The organism is Mesorhizobium sp. WSM3868 (assembly GCF_002294785.1).
In the GTDB taxonomy this organism is placed as follows: domain Bacteria; phylum Pseudomonadota; class Alphaproteobacteria; order Rhizobiales; family Rhizobiaceae; genus Mesorhizobium.
Genome location: NZ_NSGB01000005.1, coordinates 213,428 through 229,467 on the forward strand (window position 1 = coordinate 213,428; position 16,040 = coordinate 229,467).

The window sequence follows — 16,040 nt, forward strand, 5'->3', positions numbered from 1 at the left end:
TCAGCCGGTGACCATCATAGCCGAAACTTCGGCTTCGGCGGCCTTTGCGCCATCCACCATCGCCTCGCAGGCAAATTTCAGCAGGTTGCCGCGCTTCTTGATCTTCTTGACGTGGATCCTGAGCTGATCGCCGGGGACGACCGGCTTGCGGAACTTCGCGTTGTCGATGGTCATGAAATAAACCAGCGACGGCTTTTCCGCATTGAGGCTGCGAATGCAGATCGCGCCGGCGGTCTGGGCCATCGCCTCGATGATGAGCACGCCCGGCATCACCGGCTGCTGCGGGAAATGGCCCTGGAAATGCGGTTCGTTGATGGTCACGTTCTTGATGCCGACCGCGGAGTCGTCGCCGTCGATTTCGACGATACGGTCGATCAGCAGAAACGGATAACGGTGCGGCAGGAGCTTCATCAGCCCCATTATGTCGACCGCCTCAAGTGTCGTCGCAACCGTGTCAGCCATTTCCGTCGCCCTGCTTGCGCGTCCTGGCCAGCCTGCGCAGCATCGCGATCTCACGCATGGCTTCCGCCATTGGCTGTGCCGGATAGCCTCCCCAGACCTCGCCCGCCGGCACGTTGCTCATGAATCCACTTCTCGCAGCAAGCTTGGCCCCGGGACCGATGGTCAAATGATCGGCGAGGCCGACGCCGCCACCCATGGTGACGTTGTCGCCGACGACGACGGAACCGGAAATACCCGAAAGCCCGGCTATAATGCAATTGCGGCCGATGCGAACATTGTGGGCGATCTGCACCAGATTGTCGATCTTGGTGCCTTGTCCGATGATCGTGTCGGACATCGCACCGCGATCGACGGTCGAGTTGGAGCCGATCTCGACGTCATCCTGGATGATGACGCGGCCGATCTGCGGCACGCGCTCAGGTCCCTTCGCGCCGGCCACGAAGCCGAAGCCATCCTGACCGATCCTCGCACCGCCATGAATGATGACGCGGTTGCCGATCAGCGCATATTGGATGCTGGCGCCCGGACCGACATAGCCATCACGACCTATCTTGCAGGAGCGGCCAATGACCGCATGGGGCGCAATGACCGTGCCGCTCCCGATAGAAACGTCGGGACCGATCACGGCGCCCGCCTCCACGATCGCACCCGCTTCGACATGCGCGGACGCATCGATGTGCGCTTGCGGCGAAATGCCGGTTTCGCCGGTCATCGGCCCGGGCGTGGCGGCCTGCGGAAAGAGCAGCCGCCCCACCATGGCGAAGGCCTGCTGCGGGCGCGGATGCGCCAGCACCGCAATCCCCTGCGGCGCCCTGTTGGCGAAGTCGGCAGGACAGAGAACGGCAGCCGCCTTGAGCGAATGCATCAAGGCGAAATTGCGCTTGCCGTCGACAAAGACGAGCGCACCGTCGCCACCCTCATTGGCGGGCGCCAGCGCGTCGATGGCGATGTCGGCCTGCGAAGAATCAATAAGATTGGCGCCGGTCAGATTCGCGACCTCGCCAGCCGTATACCGGCGTGAAGGCGCGAAGAACACCGGATCGGTCATTCCACAAACATTATCCAGCTAGGTCGGATCAGTCGATTCCGGGCCATCACACGACCCGGAAACATCGTAACCCGCGGATTAGAAACGGGTCGCTATGCCGAAGTTGAATTCCTGCACGTCGTCGGTCGGTTCCTTCTTCACCGGGATCGCATAGTCGATTCGGATCGGACCGAACGGTGACGCCCACATCAGCCCGACACCGACCGAAGCGCGCAGCTTCATATCGGTCGAGGACTGGGTGACGCCTGCAGTATGAATTGCGCTGCCATAGAGCGTTGCAGCATCGGCAAACACCGCGCCCCGCAAGCCAAAGCTTTCCGGAATAGCCGGCAACGGGAACTGGGCTTCGGCCGAGGCATTGAAATAGGTCGTGCCACCGAGATGGTCACCCGTATTGGTATCTACAGGGCCGATGCCGCCATATTCGAAGCCACGGATCATACGATCAGTGCTTTGGAACTGGTCGAAGATGCGCAGACCATCGTTGCCATACCCGGCGATATGGCCAGCGCCACCGGAGATCAGACCGACCAGATCGAGCTGCTCGGACAGCGTTTGGTAGACGCTTGCGCGCCCGGTCAACTTCACCCACTTGGCGTCACCACCGAGACCGGCAACCTCGGTCGTACCAGTGACGTAGAGCCCTTCATGCGGGTTCTTCATATCGTCGATGGTGTTGTAGACTAGCCCGAGGCTGACCGACGACTTAATCCACGGACTTTGAGCTACGCCTTCCAAGATGGCCGGCGAAATGGTGCACGTGCCGTCCGGATCAGCAGGGCTGGTGGGGCCGCAACTGTCGTCGACCTTATATTTCTCTTGCGAGATATTATACGCCAGCTGCGTCGAAATACTGTCCGTGATCGGCAGACCGAAGCGGATAGTCGCGCCCGTGGTATCGCTGTCGTAGTGGTTGTTGTATTCCCTGGTCGACTTGTAGATGTCGAAGCCCGCCGCGATGCGCCGGCCGAGAAAATACGGCTCGGTGAAGGAGATCGCATAGTCGCGCGAGTTCTTGCCGCCGCCGGCCGACAGCTTGATGTACTGGCCGCGGCCGAGGAAGTTGCGCTCGGTGATCGAGCCTTCGACGGACGGGCCCGGCGTGTCGCCGCCGGTCGAATAGCCGGCGCCGACCGAGAACTCACCGGTCGACTTCTCGACCACGTCAACCACCAGGACGACCTGGTCCGGAGCGGACCCAGGGACCGTCGAGATGTCGACTTTTTCAAAATAATCCAGGGCTTCCAGCCGCTTCTTCGCGCGCTGGATAAGAACCTGGTTGAAGGCGTCGCCTTCACTGACGTCGAATTCGCGCCGGATGACATAGTCACGCGTGCGGTCGTTGCCGCGGATTTCGATGCGCTCGATATAGGCCTTGGTGCCCTGGTCGATTGTGTAGACGACCGAGATCGTGTGATTCTCGAAATTGCGGTCGCCGCGCGGCGTCACCTGGGCAAACGCATAGCCTGAGCCGGCGACCTTTTCGGTGAGCGCAACGATCGTGTCCTCGACGTCCTTGGCGTTATACACATCGCCCTTGTGCGTCTGGACCACCGATTCCAGCGACTTTGAGTCGACCTCGGGAATCGTGCTCTCGACACTGATGTCGCCGAAGTTGTAGCGCTCGCCTTCCTGCACGGTGATGGTGACCGTGTATTTGTTGGTGGCTTCGTCCAACTCACCGACGGCCGAAACGACCTGGAAATCGGCGTAACCGTGATTGTAGTAGAAGCGGCGCAGCAACTCCTGATCGGCGCGCAGTTTGTCCTCGTCATAGACGTCGTCGCGCAGCACGAACGAAAGCCAGGACGAGCGCTTGGTGTTGATGACGTCCGACAGGCGACGGCTGGAAAAAGCGCTGTTGCCGACGAAATTGATCGCCGCGATCTGCGTGCGCGCGCCTTCGTTAATGTTGAAGACCACGTTCACGCGGTTGTCGCCGAGGTCCATGATCTGGGAGGTCACGGCGGCGTCGTCGCGGCCGATACGCCGATAGGCAGCCTTGACCGCCTCGACGTCGGCGTCGAGCGCCTGCTGCGAGAAGGTCGCGCGCGGCTTCAGCTGCACAGCGGCCTGGAGCGCGTTGTCCTTGAGCTTCTTGTTGCCCTGGAACAGGACTTGGTTGACCACCTTGTATTCGGAAACCTTGACGACCAGGGTCGAGCCGACCTGATTGATCTGGACGTCCGAGAACAGCCCGGTGCCGAACAGGGCTTTCACGGCGCTATCGACATCGGCGCTTGAAAACGCCTTGCCGGGCTTGATCGAAATGTAATTGCGGATGGTTTCGGCATCGACACGCTGGTTGCCGCTGACCTCGACCCTGCTGACCACTGCTGCTTCGGCTACCGATGTGGCAACGAACTGCACTGCGAGCGCGCCTGGCAAAACCAGGGCGGCGGACAAAGCCGCCGCGGACGCGGCGCTCAGAAACTTGGATGCTGCCTTCATCGGGCTTTTGTACCTTTTTCTCGTAGTCCCCACGGCGAGAAAACCGGACGTGCGGTATTTTCCCTTACCGTATTAACCGGATTTCCCCTACACGCAAGGCTCCCGGTTAATTTGTATTTACTTAACCCTGTTGCGTGGCTTTCGTGTCACGCATATCCCCACGCATGGTAAACGGCGTCTCAATATGGGTGGGGCCGAAGCCAAATTCCTTCATGATTTCAGCACCCAAACAGATCATTCCAAAAAACGAAACCCATAAATCCGAGCACCAGAAGGAGACCGGTCCGGTAGGCCATCTCCATCATCCGCTCCGACACGGGCCGCCTTATGACGGCCTCCACGCCGTAGAACAAGAGGTGGCCGCCGTCGAGAGGGGGAATCGGTAGCAGATTGAGAATCCCTATCCCGACTGACAGGAATGCAACAAGCTGCACCAGCCACTCGAAGCCGAGTTTGGCCGCCTGACCCGACATTTTCGCGATCTTGATCGGGCCGCCGAGTTGGCATTTGTCCTCGCGCCCGACGACGAAACGTTGCAGAAATTGCCCGGTGCGCTCGATCACATGCCCGGTTTCCTCGACAGCCGCCGCCAGCGCGCCCGCGGGCGTGTAGGAGACCAGTCGCGGCTGCCCGAGCTCCGCATTGTTGGCCACGCCGATGATCGCGACCTTGACCTTGTTGCCCAGCGCATCCTGCTGCTCCATCGGTTCCGGTGTCGCGGTGACGGTGATTTCCTTGCCGTCGCGCAACATGGTGAAGGTGATGGCGTCGCCGGCGCGGCCCGAAACCAGGCGTTGAACGTCGGCGAAGGTCTCCACCTTGTTGCCGTCGACTCTGACGAATCTGTCGCCGGGCTGAATGCCCGCCCGCGCCGCCGGGCTGCCGGCGCTGACTTCGGCCACCATCGGCTCCATCACCGGGCGGCCATAGAGCGAAAACAGCACCGCGAACACGGCGATCGTCAGCAGGAAATTGAACATCGGCCCGGCGACCACGGTCGCCGCGCGTTTCCAGATCGGCTGGGTGTGGAAGGCGACCTCGCGCTCGGCCTCACTCAGCGATTCGAGGTCTTCGGTGCTCGGCTGGCTCGATGTCGCGTTCATGTCGCCGACGAATTTGACGTAGCCGCCAAGCGGAATGGCGCAAAGCTTCCAGCGCGTGCCGTGGCGGTCGTTGAAACCGAAGAGCTCCGGGCCGAAGCCGATTGCAAAAGCCTTGACGCCGATGCCGCACCAGCGGCCGATCAGGTAGTGGCCCATCTCATGCACGAACACCACGACGGTGAGCACGAACAAGAACGGCACAAGGGTGCCGAGGACAAAGCCCTGCGTGCTGAAGAGCGCGTGAAGAATCTCGTTCAAGTCATGCCCTCAAAATTCGCCCAGCGCGACAGTCCGCCGCGACTGTGGCATCAATCCGGGCGAATCCGTGGCACGCGTCATTTTCGCCCATTGGCGACGCCAGTCAGTTCGGAAACAGCCCCATTGCCGGATGGTCGGCGCCCGCCGCAATCCAACCGATGACGTACAGGGCGAACGCAGCCGCGACAAGCCCGTCCACCCTGTCCATGACCCCGCCATGGCCGGGAATGAGATTGCTCGAATCCTTGCAGCCGTGCCGGCGCTTGACCCAGGATTCGAAAAGATCGCCGATCTGCGAGACGATCGAGAGCGCCAAGGCGACGAGGCCGAGCATAGTGAGATTGCCGGCCCCGGCGGCGATTGCCAGCACCAATCCGGCAGCGATGCCGCCGACAGCGCCGCCAAGCGCGCCGCTCTGCGTCTTGCCGGGCGAGATCGATGGCGCAAGCTTCGGGCCGCCGACCCTGCGGCCGACGAAATAGGCCGCTATGTCGGTCGCCCAGACGACCGCGAACAGGAAGAGGATGGCGATCAATCCTGAGTGGCTGTCCCCGCGCAGATAGGCGAGCGACAAGCCGGACAACGACGCGTATGCCAGCCCCGAGGCCTCCCACTGCGCTGCTCCCCGCAGCCGCGCGGCAACAGCAACGATAGCAGTGATGGCTGCGACCAGAAGCAGCAGCCAAAGTGCCGGCAGGCCGGCGATCAGCACGCCGATGAAGACCAGAATCAGCACTTCCGGCAGAAAGCCGAGCGTCGCACCGTTCTCAGCGCGCGACATGCGCGTCCATTCGTAGAAGATCAACGCCGCGATCGCCGCACAGAACAGGCGGAACGGCAGCCCGCCGAGCCAGGTGAGCGCAAGTGTGGCGGCTGCCATCACGATGGCCGAGATGACACGCTGCTGGAGGTTGCTCATCGATGCCGCGCTACAAGGCGACGTCGCGGGCGGCGAGCCCGCCGAAACGGCGTTCGCGGCCGGCAAAGTCGCGCAGGGCGTCGGCCAGGTGCTCCCGACTGAAGTCCGGCCAGTAGCAAGGCAGGAAGACGAGCTCGCTGTAGGCGGCCTGCCACAAAAGGAAGTTCGACAGCCTGAGCTCGCCGCTGGTGCGGATCACGAGGTCTGGATCGGGAATGCCCTCGGTGTCGAGCGAGCCGGCAAAGCTCTCCATCGTGATGGCGTCGCTTGTCATGTCGCCGCGAGCCACGGCATCGGCGAGCTTGCGCGCGGTGCGCACGATCTCGTCGCGCCCGCCATAGTTGAAGGCGATGACCAGCGTCAGCGCCTCATTGCCCGCGGTCAGCGATTCGGCCTCCTGCAGCAGGCCTCTGATGTCCGGCTGCAGCCCCTCCCTGTCGCCGATCACCCTCACCCGCACGCCGTTTTGATGCAGCTCGGCGAGATCCCGGCGGATGAAGAGCTTCAGGAGGCCCATCAGGTCGCTGACCTCGGACTTCGGCCGCGACCAGTTTTCAGAGGAGAAGGCGTAGACCGTCAGATAGGAGATGCCGAGCTCTGGCGCGGCGCGCACCGTCTTGCGCAAGGCTTCGACGCCGGCGCGGTGGCCGGCGAGCCTCGGCATGCCGCGCGCCTTGGCCCAGCGTCCGTTTCCGTCCATGATGATCGCGACATGCGCGGGGGTTGTCATGGTCTCGCTTTCGAGCCGGTGAGAAACCGACCCTAAACCTGCATGATTTCAGCTTCCTTATCGGAAAGCAGGTGATCGATGGTGCTGATCATCTCATCGGTCAGCTTCTGAACCTGGTCGGAGCGCTTGCGATGATCGTCTTCGCTGATCGTGCCGTCCTTTTCCGCCTTTTTGAGGAAATCCATGCCGTCGCGACGGACATGGCGAACCGCGACGCGGGCGTTCTCCGCATAGCCGTGCGAGATCTTGACCAGTTCCTTGCGGCGCTGCTCGTTGAGTTCGGGCAAAGGAATCCTCAGATTGGTGCCGTCGACGATCGGATTGAAGCCAAGATTGGCCTCGCGGATAGCGCGGTCGACGGCGCTCACCATCGATTTGTCCCAGACCGAGACCGAAATCATTCGCGGCTCGGGCACCGATACATTGGCCACCTGGTTGATGGGCATCGTCGTACCGTAGGCATGGACCTGGACGGCGTCGAGCAGGTTGCTGGAAGCGCGGCCGGTGCGCAGCGAAGCGAGATCGTGCTTGAAGGCCGCGATCGCCCCGTCCATGCGCCGCTTGAGATCGTCGTACTCGCCACTCATGATCATCTCCTCGACCCGTTCGCCGGGTTCACTGCTTGTCTTCTAGTCTCGTCCGGGACCGGCGATCATTCAGCCGTCTTCGGCCCCAGTCAATTGTCCGCGACGATGGTGCAGCGGCCGCCGCCTCTTAGAATTTCGCCGAAACCACCTTTTTCGTGGATCGAGTAGACGATTATCGGAATGTTGTTTTCACGCGCAAGTGCAATCGCGGCCGTATCCATGATCGTAAGCCCGCGTTTGATGACTTCGGCATGACTTATGCGGTCGAAGCGCACCGCATCCGGATCCTTCTTCGGGTCGGCCGAATAGACGCCGTCGACCTGGGTGCCCTTGAACAGCGCGTCGGCGCCGATCTCGGCGGCGCGCAGCGCTGCGGCCGAATCGGTGGTGAAGAACGGATTGCCGGTGCCGCCGGCAAAGATCACCACCTTGCCCTGGTTCATATAGGCGGTCGCCTGGCGCTGTGAAAAACTTTCGCAGAGTTCCGGCATGGCAATGGCCGAAAGCACTACGGCGTCGACGCCAATTTTGTTCAGCGAGGTGCGCAGCGCCAGCGAGTTGATGACGGTGGCGAGCATTCCCATGTGATCGCCGGTGACGCGGTCGCCGCCCTTGGAGGCGACGGCCACGCCGCGGAAGATGTTGCCGCCGCCGATCACGACTCCGACTTCGACGCCAAGCGCCCGCGCCTCGGCAATGTCGGCTGCGATACGGTCGACGACCGAGACGTCGATGCCGAAATGCTGTTCCCCCATCAAGGCTTCGCCCGAAGCTTTCAGCAAGACACGTCGATAGAGGGGCTTCACCGTCATCTGGTTCCTCGAAAAATCTCGGCGCGGGCAAATCTGGAGGCGAAAGGCGCCTCGCTTCGCCTGGCGGCGCTGGCACGATGGTTCGACCCGATACACGAAGGGCGCGGCCATGTCACGCCGCGCCCTCGCGCAAAATTCCAGGCTTTTCCGATCAGTTGCTGCTGATGCTGACCGCCTCGCCTTCGATCAGGACCGGCAGCGAATAGCCGGACGGCTTGTCGCCGGTCACGACGCCGCCGGCCACCCTGACCTGGATCTCGGGTCCAAAAAAGGAATGCGGGAACGGCGAGGGCGCAAGGCTCACCGAATCGAGCCGCTTGCGGAACTCGGCAGGGATTGAAAAGTCGAGCGCCCGCAGATTGTCCTGCAACTGGGCAAGTTTCGTCGCGCCGAGGATGACGGTGGCCACACCCGGCTGCGCCGCAACCCAGTTCAGCGCCACCTGCGCCATGCTTCGATCGAGTTCGGAAGCCACCTTCTCGAGTTCCGTAACGATCGCCCAATTGCGTTCGCTGAATTTCTGGAAACCCGGATGCGTGGTGTTGCGGAACCCGTCGAGCCGGCCGGCATTGCCGGCCCGCGCCGGGCGGTATTTGCCGCTGAGCAGGCCGCTGGCCAGCGGGCTCCACACCATCATGCCGGCGCCGTGACGCGAGGCGAAAGGCGCGAATTCATGTTCGATCGAGCGCTCGGCGAGCGAATATTCGAGCTGCAGGGCCGAGACCGGCTCATAGCCGCGCAGTTCGGCGATCGCCTGCGCCCGCCCGGCATACCAGGCCGGCACGTCGGAAAGACCGATATGGCGTACTTTGCCGGCACGCACCAAGTCGTCCAGCGTGCGCAACACCTCCTCGGCCGGCGTCAGCCTGTCCCAGACATGCATGAGGTAAAGATCGATATAGTCGGTTCCGAGCCGCTTCAGCGAAGCGTCCACCGCGCGCATGATGTTCTTTCGGCCATTGCCGCCGGCATTCGGATTGCCGGGTTCCTTGTTCATCGTGAATTTGGTGGCGATCACCGCCTTGTCGCGCAAGCCGCGCTCGCCGACGAATTCGCCGAGCCAGGTCTCTGCGGTCCCGTCCGTGTAGAGGTCGGCCGTGTCGAAGAAATTGCCGCCGGCCTCGACATAGGCGTCGAACATGGCGCGGGCGGTTTCCCTGTCAGCACCCCAGCCCCATTCGGTGCCGAAGGTCATGGTGCCCAGCGCCAGCCGGCTGACGCGCAGGCCGCTGTTGCCAAGCGTGTAGTAGTTCATGCTCATGACGTGTTCCGATCGTGTTTAGTATGGGCTTATTGGCCAGGCGTCGCTTTCACCCAGGGATTGCCCCGCTCATGCGTCATGCGGAACGTGAAGCCGTCGACCTTCCAGCCTTGACCCGATCGGGTCAGGCGATGCTCATAGGTGCCCCAGACCTCCCAGAGCGGATCGCCATTGCCTTCCATCCTGTTCCAGGCATAGCCGTTGGAACGGACGGTCGCCGTATCGGCCTCTATTTCGACCTGATGGTTGGTCCGCAGGTGCAGGCTCGTCTGGCTGCCTTTGAGATTGGCAGCCCAGGCGCCGATCAGATCGTCGGAGGCGACCGTGGCCGCGGGCTGTCCGGAAAGGCTGCTGAAGTCCGCGGTAACCCGGTCGGCGAAGAAGCTGCGGGCGAGTTTCCAATCCTGCGCATCGACGGCGCGGTCAATGGCATCCGCGATGCGGATGACGGCGCGCTCGTCGGCGAGCATTTGCCAGCCCATTGGTTCGGCTCCGCCGGCGTCGACGGGCGCCAGTGCCAGTCCTGCCGCGAAGGTCACGTGTCTCAAAGCATTCATGTTTTTCTTCTCCTTGCGCATCGCGCCCCACCGCCGATGTGTTTGGCGACAATGTGGACCACCTTGACGGCATCGATAAGATTGCATTGTTCGCAAGGACTATGCGATGTTATTCATGAATGGATCGAGATCTGCTGACGCATCTGCCGGTGATCGTCGCCGTGGCTCGGCGCGGCGGCTTCGCGCTTGCCGCGGCCGAGCTCGGCATGAGTCCGTCGGCCGTCAGCCATGCGGTGCGGCTGGTGGAAGAGCGCATCGGCCAGCCGCTGTTTGCGCGCACAACGCGCAGCGTTTCGCTGACCGAAGCCGGCAAGGCGCTGGTGGAGACCGCGGCCCCTGCCCTGCAGGACATCTCCGAGCGCATCGACCGCATCCGCGGCGTCAACGGCAGGCCCTCCGGCCTGCTCAGGATCAATGCGTCCAATATCGCGATCCCCCTGGCGGTCACGCCGGTGATCGCGGCCATGGCCGAACGCTATCCGGAGGTAACGGTCGAGGTCTTCGCCGACCAGGCCCTGGTCGATATCGTCGGCGAGGGTTTCGATGCCGGCATCAGGCTGGGCGAGATGATCGCACAGGACATGATCACCGTGCGGCTTACGCCTCCCTTCAAGGCGGTGGTTGTCGCCTCGCCCGCCTACGTCGAAAAGCACGGCCGTCCCCGCGCGGTGGCCGATCTCGCCAAGCACAATTGCATCGGCTACCGGCTTGTCCGCGCCGGCGGGCTCTATCGTTGGGATCTGAACGAGAACGGCAAGGATGTCGTGGTCGAGACGCGCGGCACGGCCATCGTCACCGATTCCCTTGCGGCGATCGATCTTGCGCTTGCTGGTGTCGGGCTCGCCTACGCATTCGAGCCGCTGGTGCGCGCCGATCTCGCCGCGGGTCGTCTGGTTCAGATCCTGCCGAAGACGGCGATCGAGGAGCCGGGCCTGTTCCTCTATTTCCCGCGCCGGGCATCGATGGCGCCGAAGCTCAGAGCCTTTATCGATACCGCTCAAGAGATCGGCCGGGCATCCATGCGGACACCCGGCCGAGTTGCCTGAGCTCTGTAGCCTTACTTTTGCTTCGGGCTATTTCTTGACCGCGGCCGCGACTTCCGCCGCGAAATCGGTCGTTTCTTTCTCGATGCCTTCGCCCAGAGCGAAGCGCAGGTAAGCGGTGATCTTGGCCGGCGCGCCGATCTCCTTCTCGGCATCCTTCAGCGCCTTCTCGACGGTGATGTCGGGATTGAGCACGAAGGCCTGCTTCAGGAGCACCACCTCTTCATAGAACTTACGCAGCCGGCCCTCGACCATCTTCTCGATGATGGCTTCCGGCTTGCCGGACTGGCGCGCCTGGTCGGAGAAGATCGCCTTCTCGCGCTCGATCAGGGCCGGGTCGACTTCCTCGGCAGTCAGCGCAACCGGGTTGGTGGCGGCGACATGCATGGCGACCTGGCGGCCGAAGGCGTTCGCCGCATGCTCATTGCCGGTGGTCTCGATCGCGACCAGCACGCCGAGCTTGCCGAGGCCATCCGCGACGGCATTGTGGACATAGGTCGCCACCGCGCCATGCGGGACAGTGAGCTTGGCCGAGCGGCGGAAGCCCATGTTCTCGCCGATGGTGCCGACCGCGTCCTTGATGGTGTCGGTGACTGACTTGTCGGAGCCCGGATACTTGGCCGCGGCAACTGCTTCGGTCGTGCCATAGGCGAGCGCCACCTTGGCGACGTTGGCGACGATTTCCTGGAAGGCGGCGTTGCGCGCGACGAAGTCGGTCTCGGAGTTCACCTCGACGACCGCGGCTTCGCGAACACCGGAATCGACGCCGATCAGGCCTTCCGCCGCGGTGCGGCCGGCCTTCTTGTCGGCCTTGGAGATGCCCTTCTTGCGCAGCCAGTCGACGGCCGCTTCTATGTCGCCGTTGGTTTCTTTCAACGCCGCCTTGCAGTCCATCATGCCCGCGCCGGTCAAGTCGCGGAGTTCTTTGACCTGTGCAGCCGAAATGCTCATTGTCGCCTCTTTGTTTCAAAAGCGCCGACGCACCATCGAATCCCGATGATGCGCCCGGCAAAAGCGCTTTAACGCGCCAACTTATTGGAAAGATGAAGGCCGAAGCCGGCCTTCGTTTTTCAAGCTTCCGGAGCTTCAGTGGCCGGAGTGTCGAGCGCCGGTTCGACCGGAGCCTCGGCCGACGCGCCGATGTCCATGCCCAGCGCGCCCTGCTGCCGGGCGATGCCGTCGATCGCAGCCTTGGCGATCAGGTCGCAATAAAGCTGGATCGCGCGGGCCGCGTCGTCATTGCCGGGGATCGGGAAGTCGATCTTGTCCGGATCGCAGTTGGAATCGATGATGGCGACGACCGGGATGCCGAGGCGCTTGGCCTCGAGGATGGCGATCGCTTCCTTGTTGGTGTCGATGACGAACATCAGGTCCGGCGTCGAACCCATGTCCTTGATGCCGCCCAGCGCCTTGTTGAGCTTCTCGCGCTCACGGTCGAGGTTGAGGCGCTCCTTCTTGGTGAGGCCCTGGGCCTCGCCGGCCAGCGTCTCGTCGAGCTTGCGCAGGCGTTGGATCGAATTCGAGATCGTCTTCCAGTTGGTCAGCATGCCGCCCAGCCAACGCGAGTTGACGTAATACTGGGCCGAACGCTGCGCGGCGTCGGCGACGATGTCCGAAGCCTGGCGCTTGGTGCCGACGAACAGCACACGGCCGCCCTTGGCGACGGTGTCGGAAACCTGCTTCAGGGCCTGGTGCAGCAGCGGCACCGTCTGCGACAGATCGATGATGTGGATGTTGTTGCGGGCGCCATAGATGTAGGGCGCCATCTTCGGGTTCCAGCGGTGGGTCTGGTGGCCGAAGTGAACACCAGCTTCCAGAAGCTGGCGCATGCTGAAATCAGGCAGAGCCATTCCTTAGTTCCTTTCCGGTTGGCCTCCACGGACACAGGCATTTCGGACTTATGTCCTGATGCCACCGGAGGTTTCAGCCGGACTTCTCCCGGGCAGACACCAAAGTCCGTGTGTGGAATGAGCGCGCATATAGAGGGGAAGTCTCGTAAACGCAAGCGAGCTACCAGAAAACGCCCTCACCTGCGGCGATCCGCGCACTTATGCATGTGGCCCAGAAGTGTTCGGCGGTTCTGGGACAACGACATGCATCAAAACTCCGTCAGCGTCGGGTCTTGCCGTTCGGCACTCTGACGCGGCGGAAGACGGCGACAATCTCCTCGCGACTGCATTCGACCGCGCCAAGCCGCACGGCGCGGTCGCGCTCAAAGCCGGTGATATCGTAATGCGGCGCCGAAGTCTTCGGCGGCCCCTGATAGGACGAGCGCTTGAGGCCGAGTTCGGCGGCAAAGCGGTGGAGCTCGTCGGTGTCGTCGGCGAGCAGATGGCACCAGCGATGGCCGGCCCATTTCCAGATCGCCGCATCGACATAGACAGCCATCGAGCTTGCCGCACTCCAACCGACATCGGCGGCCCGCTCACAATCATCCCGGGCCGACGCGAAGTCAGCGATGATAGAAGGGATTCGGATAGGAAATGAAGCCGCCGGCGGCTTCAAGTTCGGTCACGATTCTCGACACCGCTTCCTGCATCCTTGAGCGCAGCACGGCGAGCGCCTCTTCGACCGAACCATCATAGGCATGAAGCGCCAACGGCTCGGGCACGCGGATGTGAGCGCAGCGCGGCCCGGCGGGCTGCGGAATGAAGCGGTTGATCGAATCGCGCAAGTTGCCTTTGCAATAGTCGTTGCGGATGCGCTTCAGATGCTCGGCGATCTCCTCCTGGGTTATCGTCTGATTGGCGAAGGCCCAGGAGCCGACGCGCTGGACGCGCTGGATCGTTTCCGCCAGTTTTCGCACGCGTTTCTGCTCATCCGCATCAGCCTTGCCCTCGCGCAGCCACCGGCGTGAACGCCGCAGCAACTCGGCCAAATCGAGGTCGGGTTCGGCCGCAACGGCATCGGCGAGCCGCAGGCCAAGCTCGGCCAGCACCCTTTGCTGGCGGCTGGCAAAGGAAGCGCCCGCCTCTGCGGTCAGGCCGCAGGCCTGCTCGTCGAGGGAGAGCAGGCCTGAATAGATGCTGTAGACGCGCTCCGGCAGGGAGCCGGCTGCAACACTTTCCATTTTCAGCTTTTTCTCGACATAGGCGCATTCCCTGGCGAGCGGCCGCTCGACATTGCCGATGAAGGCGAGCTTCCAGACAACAGGAGCCACCCAGACCTTGAAATCCTTGTTGGTTTCGCGCCCGCGCTTCAGGGCCGCCAGCCCCATCTCCACCGCGCCGGGAAGCAGCGGCGCGACATAGTTGCCGTGCCAGCCGACGCTGCCTTCCGGATGAAGCAGCACGCCATGGCCTTTCAGCGCCCAATCGACCGAATGCGCTTTGGCGGCTTCGCTGTTGCCGGGAATCTGCGCGATCAGATTGTTGGCCAGCCAAAATTTCTGCATCAGCCGACCGAGCCCGTTCACCACCCCATGTGTTGCCCATGAGGCGGCAAGCGGGCTGACGCGCGAGACGATCTCCTTGTCGATCATCCAGTCGGTGAAGAATTCCGGATGGTTGGGCGTGATGAACGTCGCTTGGCCTTGGCCACAGCAGGTCTGCAGCTTCTGTTGGTCGGCGACGGGAAAGTCGATGTGACGCACATTGGCGACGCCGCGCAGGCCGGCGAGCCGATTGAACGGCAACAAGTCGCGGAAGCCGGGAACCCCTCGCAGCATGACGATCCGGTTGACGATCGTCATCACCTTGATCAGCGCCGGATTGGGTCGCGGCGCCACGAACACGTCGATCCTGCCCAAGCTTTCCCCCGAAATGCCTACGGGAATGCTGGAACGGGATTGCGGCGCCTTCAAGTCGGGCTCGGCGACGGATCGCCGTAGTGGTTAACCCGCCGCTATTTCGAGGCCGGACAGGGCTTGGCCTGATCGAACAGCGACAGGTTCACCAATTTGCCGGTCATCGAGAAGTCGCCATAGTCCATGACGAGGTCGCGCGTGATGCCGTTCTCATGCAGTTTGAAGCTGATCCGGTACTCCGGCACCTCTTCGCCGCTTTTGTCGGTGTCGTCGAAATAGGCGATGTCGACCGGCCAGTATTTGTCGGTGGCAAGCTTGGCGAGCGCCGGCGCTTCCGGGTCCGCCTTGTCGGCGTCGGCTCTTTTGCCGACGACGACGGTGGTCGTCATCACCTTATTGGCATCCTCGGAGCCGTCGAACAGATTGGTCTGATAGAAGTTCTCGCCCTTCTCGGCCTTGCCGATCAGCTCCACGAGGTGCTGGGTGGGGAACTGCGTGGCGGCGAGCTCGAGCGTGTTCTTCTCGGGCTTGTCGATGTTGACTTTGAGGCCTTTCGGCTCCCTGGTCGCCATACCCTTGACTTCCTTGTCGAGGTTCTGGTCGACGAAGGACTTCGTCACGAAGGAGAAGGTCTTGCCTTCCGCGTCCTCGAACGTCGTCGTCTGCTGATCGGTCAGCCTGGTGTTCTCGCTGGTGACGATCTGCGTGACGAAACGGAACTTCACCGTATAGCCCTCGCAGGGAGAGCCGTTGAACTCATAGACCATGCGGCCGGAGATGCCTGTGATGCCGGAGCGGTCGGACGCCTTGTTGAGGGTGAGATCGTAGACGGCGCGGTGCGCCTGCAGCGCTGGCACGGCAAGGGCCGGAGCCATCGGGATGGCCGCCGACACGAGAGCGGCGGAAAGGAAAAGGCGCGTCAAGCGCATGCAGTGCTCCGATCGTCGCGGCCGATGGCAGGCCGCAGGGAAAGATGGTCCAGCTTAAAAAAAGTCGTGGCGGAAGCGAGGCAAAAATAGCAATTTCGGCCCCGCCAACGCGGCGCCTTCCAGCAATAGGGAAAA

General features: G+C 62.6%; 15 protein-coding genes and 1 pseudogene. 1 reads left to right on the forward strand and 15 read right to left on the reverse strand.

Annotation, left to right across the window (positions count from 1 at the left end; all coding sequences use genetic code 11):
* From fabZ to CK221_RS11015, 10 genes and pseudogenes are all read right to left on the reverse strand, one after another.
* Nucleotides 1–462, reverse strand: a complete 462-nt coding sequence (gene fabZ, locus CK221_RS10970; protein ID WP_066992658.1) for a 3-hydroxyacyl-ACP dehydratase FabZ — start codon at nucleotides 460–462, stop codon at nucleotides 1–3.
* Nucleotides 455–1,510: a UDP-3-O-(3-hydroxymyristoyl)glucosamine N-acyltransferase gene (gene lpxD / locus CK221_RS10975; RefSeq protein ID WP_095777722.1), complete on the reverse strand. Its 1,056-nt coding sequence runs from the start codon at nucleotides 1,508–1,510 to the stop codon at nucleotides 455–457. Before lpxD ends, fabZ begins: the two co-directional genes overlap by 8 nt.
* Before the next feature lie 78 nt (nucleotides 1,511–1,588).
* Nucleotides 1,589–3,961: an outer membrane protein assembly factor BamA gene (gene bamA / locus CK221_RS10980; RefSeq protein ID WP_095777723.1), complete on the reverse strand. Its 2,373-nt coding sequence runs from the start codon at nucleotides 3,959–3,961 to the stop codon at nucleotides 1,589–1,591.
* 218 nt (nucleotides 3,962–4,179) lie between these two features.
* Nucleotides 4,180–5,322 carry an RIP metalloprotease RseP gene (rseP, locus tag CK221_RS10985; RefSeq protein WP_095777724.1) on the reverse strand — a complete coding sequence of 381 codons (1,143 nt, stop codon included), beginning with the start codon at nucleotides 5,320–5,322 and terminating at the stop codon, nucleotides 4,180–4,182.
* Between the two features lie 103 nt (nucleotides 5,323–5,425).
* Nucleotides 5,426–6,241, reverse strand: coding sequence for a phosphatidate cytidylyltransferase (locus CK221_RS10990; RefSeq protein ID WP_095777725.1), 816 nt, complete (start codon nucleotides 6,239–6,241; stop codon nucleotides 5,426–5,428).
* A 10-nt stretch (nucleotides 6,242–6,251) separates the two neighbouring features.
* Nucleotides 6,252–6,983, reverse strand: a pseudogene (locus CK221_RS10995) (isoprenyl transferase); the annotation flags it as partial.
* 20 nt (nucleotides 6,984–7,003) lie between these two features.
* Nucleotides 7,004–7,558: a ribosome recycling factor gene (frr, locus tag CK221_RS11000; RefSeq protein WP_082980388.1), complete on the reverse strand. Its 555-nt coding sequence runs from the start codon at nucleotides 7,556–7,558 to the stop codon at nucleotides 7,004–7,006.
* Between the two features lie 89 nt (nucleotides 7,559–7,647).
* Entirely contained in the window at nucleotides 7,648–8,370 is a 723-nt protein-coding gene (gene pyrH / locus CK221_RS11005; RefSeq protein WP_067319888.1) for a UMP kinase, read from the reverse strand.
* 151 nt (nucleotides 8,371–8,521) lie between these two features.
* Nucleotides 8,522–9,631: an aldo/keto reductase gene (locus tag CK221_RS11010; RefSeq protein ID WP_095777727.1), complete on the reverse strand. Its 1,110-nt coding sequence runs from the start codon at nucleotides 9,629–9,631 to the stop codon at nucleotides 8,522–8,524.
* A 29-nt stretch (nucleotides 9,632–9,660) separates the two neighbouring features.
* Nucleotides 9,661–10,188 (reverse strand): nuclear transport factor 2 family protein, encoded by a 528-nt coding sequence (locus CK221_RS11015; RefSeq protein ID WP_095777813.1) that lies wholly within the window; start codon nucleotides 10,186–10,188, stop codon nucleotides 9,661–9,663.
* A 119-nt stretch (nucleotides 10,189–10,307) separates the two neighbouring features.
* On the opposite strand from CK221_RS11015, the gene CK221_RS11020 reads away from it, so the two are divergent.
* Entirely contained in the window at nucleotides 10,308–11,234 is a 927-nt protein-coding gene (locus CK221_RS11020) for a LysR family transcriptional regulator (RefSeq protein ID WP_095777728.1), read from the forward strand.
* A 27-nt stretch (nucleotides 11,235–11,261) separates the two neighbouring features.
* On the opposite strand, the gene tsf is transcribed toward CK221_RS11020, so the two are convergent.
* The 5 genes from tsf to CK221_RS11045 all read right to left on the reverse strand — a co-directional run bounded on the left by tsf (nucleotide 11,262) and on the right by CK221_RS11045 (nucleotide 15,905).
* Nucleotides 11,262–12,182, reverse strand: coding sequence for a translation elongation factor Ts (gene tsf, locus CK221_RS11025; RefSeq protein WP_095777729.1), 921 nt, complete (start codon nucleotides 12,180–12,182; stop codon nucleotides 11,262–11,264).
* A gap of 119 nt (nucleotides 12,183–12,301) precedes the next feature.
* Nucleotides 12,302–13,081: a 30S ribosomal protein S2 gene (gene rpsB, locus CK221_RS11030; protein ID WP_059188654.1), complete on the reverse strand. Its 780-nt coding sequence runs from the start codon at nucleotides 13,079–13,081 to the stop codon at nucleotides 12,302–12,304.
* 259 nt (nucleotides 13,082–13,340) lie between these two features.
* Nucleotides 13,341–13,619 carry a DUF4031 domain-containing protein gene (locus CK221_RS11035; protein WP_067319872.1) on the reverse strand — a complete coding sequence of 93 codons (279 nt, stop codon included), beginning with the start codon at nucleotides 13,617–13,619 and terminating at the stop codon, nucleotides 13,341–13,343.
* Nucleotides 13,620–13,683: 64 nt separating this feature from the next.
* On the reverse strand, nucleotides 13,684–14,979 hold the full coding sequence (locus tag CK221_RS11040) for a hypothetical protein (protein WP_095777730.1): 1,296 nt from the start codon (nucleotides 14,977–14,979) through the stop codon (nucleotides 13,684–13,686).
* Between the two features lie 95 nt (nucleotides 14,980–15,074).
* Nucleotides 15,075–15,905, reverse strand: a complete 831-nt coding sequence (locus CK221_RS11045) for a cell envelope integrity EipB family protein (protein WP_095777731.1) — start codon at nucleotides 15,903–15,905, stop codon at nucleotides 15,075–15,077.
* Nucleotides 15,906–16,040 lie beyond the last annotated feature (135 nt).

What these genes read in the sequence shown, in the direction of transcription:
- fabZ (WP_066992658.1), bottom strand. Translation starts at nt 462, where the DNA reads ATGGCTGACACGGTTGCGACGACACTTGAGGCGGTCGACATAATGGGG.
- lpxD (WP_095777722.1), bottom strand. Translation starts at nt 1,510, where the DNA reads ATGACCGATCCGGTGTTCTTCGCGCCTTCACGCCGGTATACGGCTGGC.
- bamA (WP_095777723.1), bottom strand. Translation starts at nt 3,961, where the DNA reads ATGAAGGCAGCATCCAAGTTTCTGAGCGCCGCGTCCGCGGCGGCTTTG.
- CK221_RS10990 (WP_095777725.1), bottom strand. Translation starts at nt 6,241, where the DNA reads ATGAGCAACCTCCAGCAGCGTGTCATCTCGGCCATCGTGATGGCAGCC.
- frr (WP_082980388.1), bottom strand. Translation starts at nt 7,558, where the DNA reads ATGAGTGGCGAGTACGACGATCTCAAGCGGCGCATGGACGGGGCGATC.
- pyrH (WP_067319888.1), bottom strand. Translation starts at nt 8,370, where the DNA reads ATGACGGTGAAGCCCCTCTATCGACGTGTCTTGCTGAAAGCTTCGGGC.
- CK221_RS11010 (WP_095777727.1), bottom strand. Translation starts at nt 9,631, where the DNA reads ATGAGCATGAACTACTACACGCTTGGCAACAGCGGCCTGCGCGTCAGC.
- CK221_RS11015 (WP_095777813.1), bottom strand. Translation starts at nt 10,188, where the DNA reads ATGAATGCTTTGAGACACGTGACCTTCGCGGCAGGACTGGCACTGGCG.
- CK221_RS11020 (WP_095777728.1), top strand. Translation starts at nt 10,308, where the DNA reads ATGGATCGAGATCTGCTGACGCATCTGCCGGTGATCGTCGCCGTGGCT.
- tsf (WP_095777729.1), bottom strand. Translation starts at nt 12,182, where the DNA reads ATGAGCATTTCGGCTGCACAGGTCAAAGAACTCCGCGACTTGACCGGC.
- rpsB (WP_059188654.1), bottom strand. Translation starts at nt 13,081, where the DNA reads ATGGCTCTGCCTGATTTCAGCATGCGCCAGCTTCTGGAAGCTGGTGTT.
- CK221_RS11035 (WP_067319872.1), bottom strand. Translation starts at nt 13,619, where the DNA reads ATGGCTGTCTATGTCGATGCGGCGATCTGGAAATGGGCCGGCCATCGC.
- CK221_RS11045 (WP_095777731.1), bottom strand. Translation starts at nt 15,905, where the DNA reads ATGCGCTTGACGCGCCTTTTCCTTTCCGCCGCTCTCGTGTCGGCGGCC.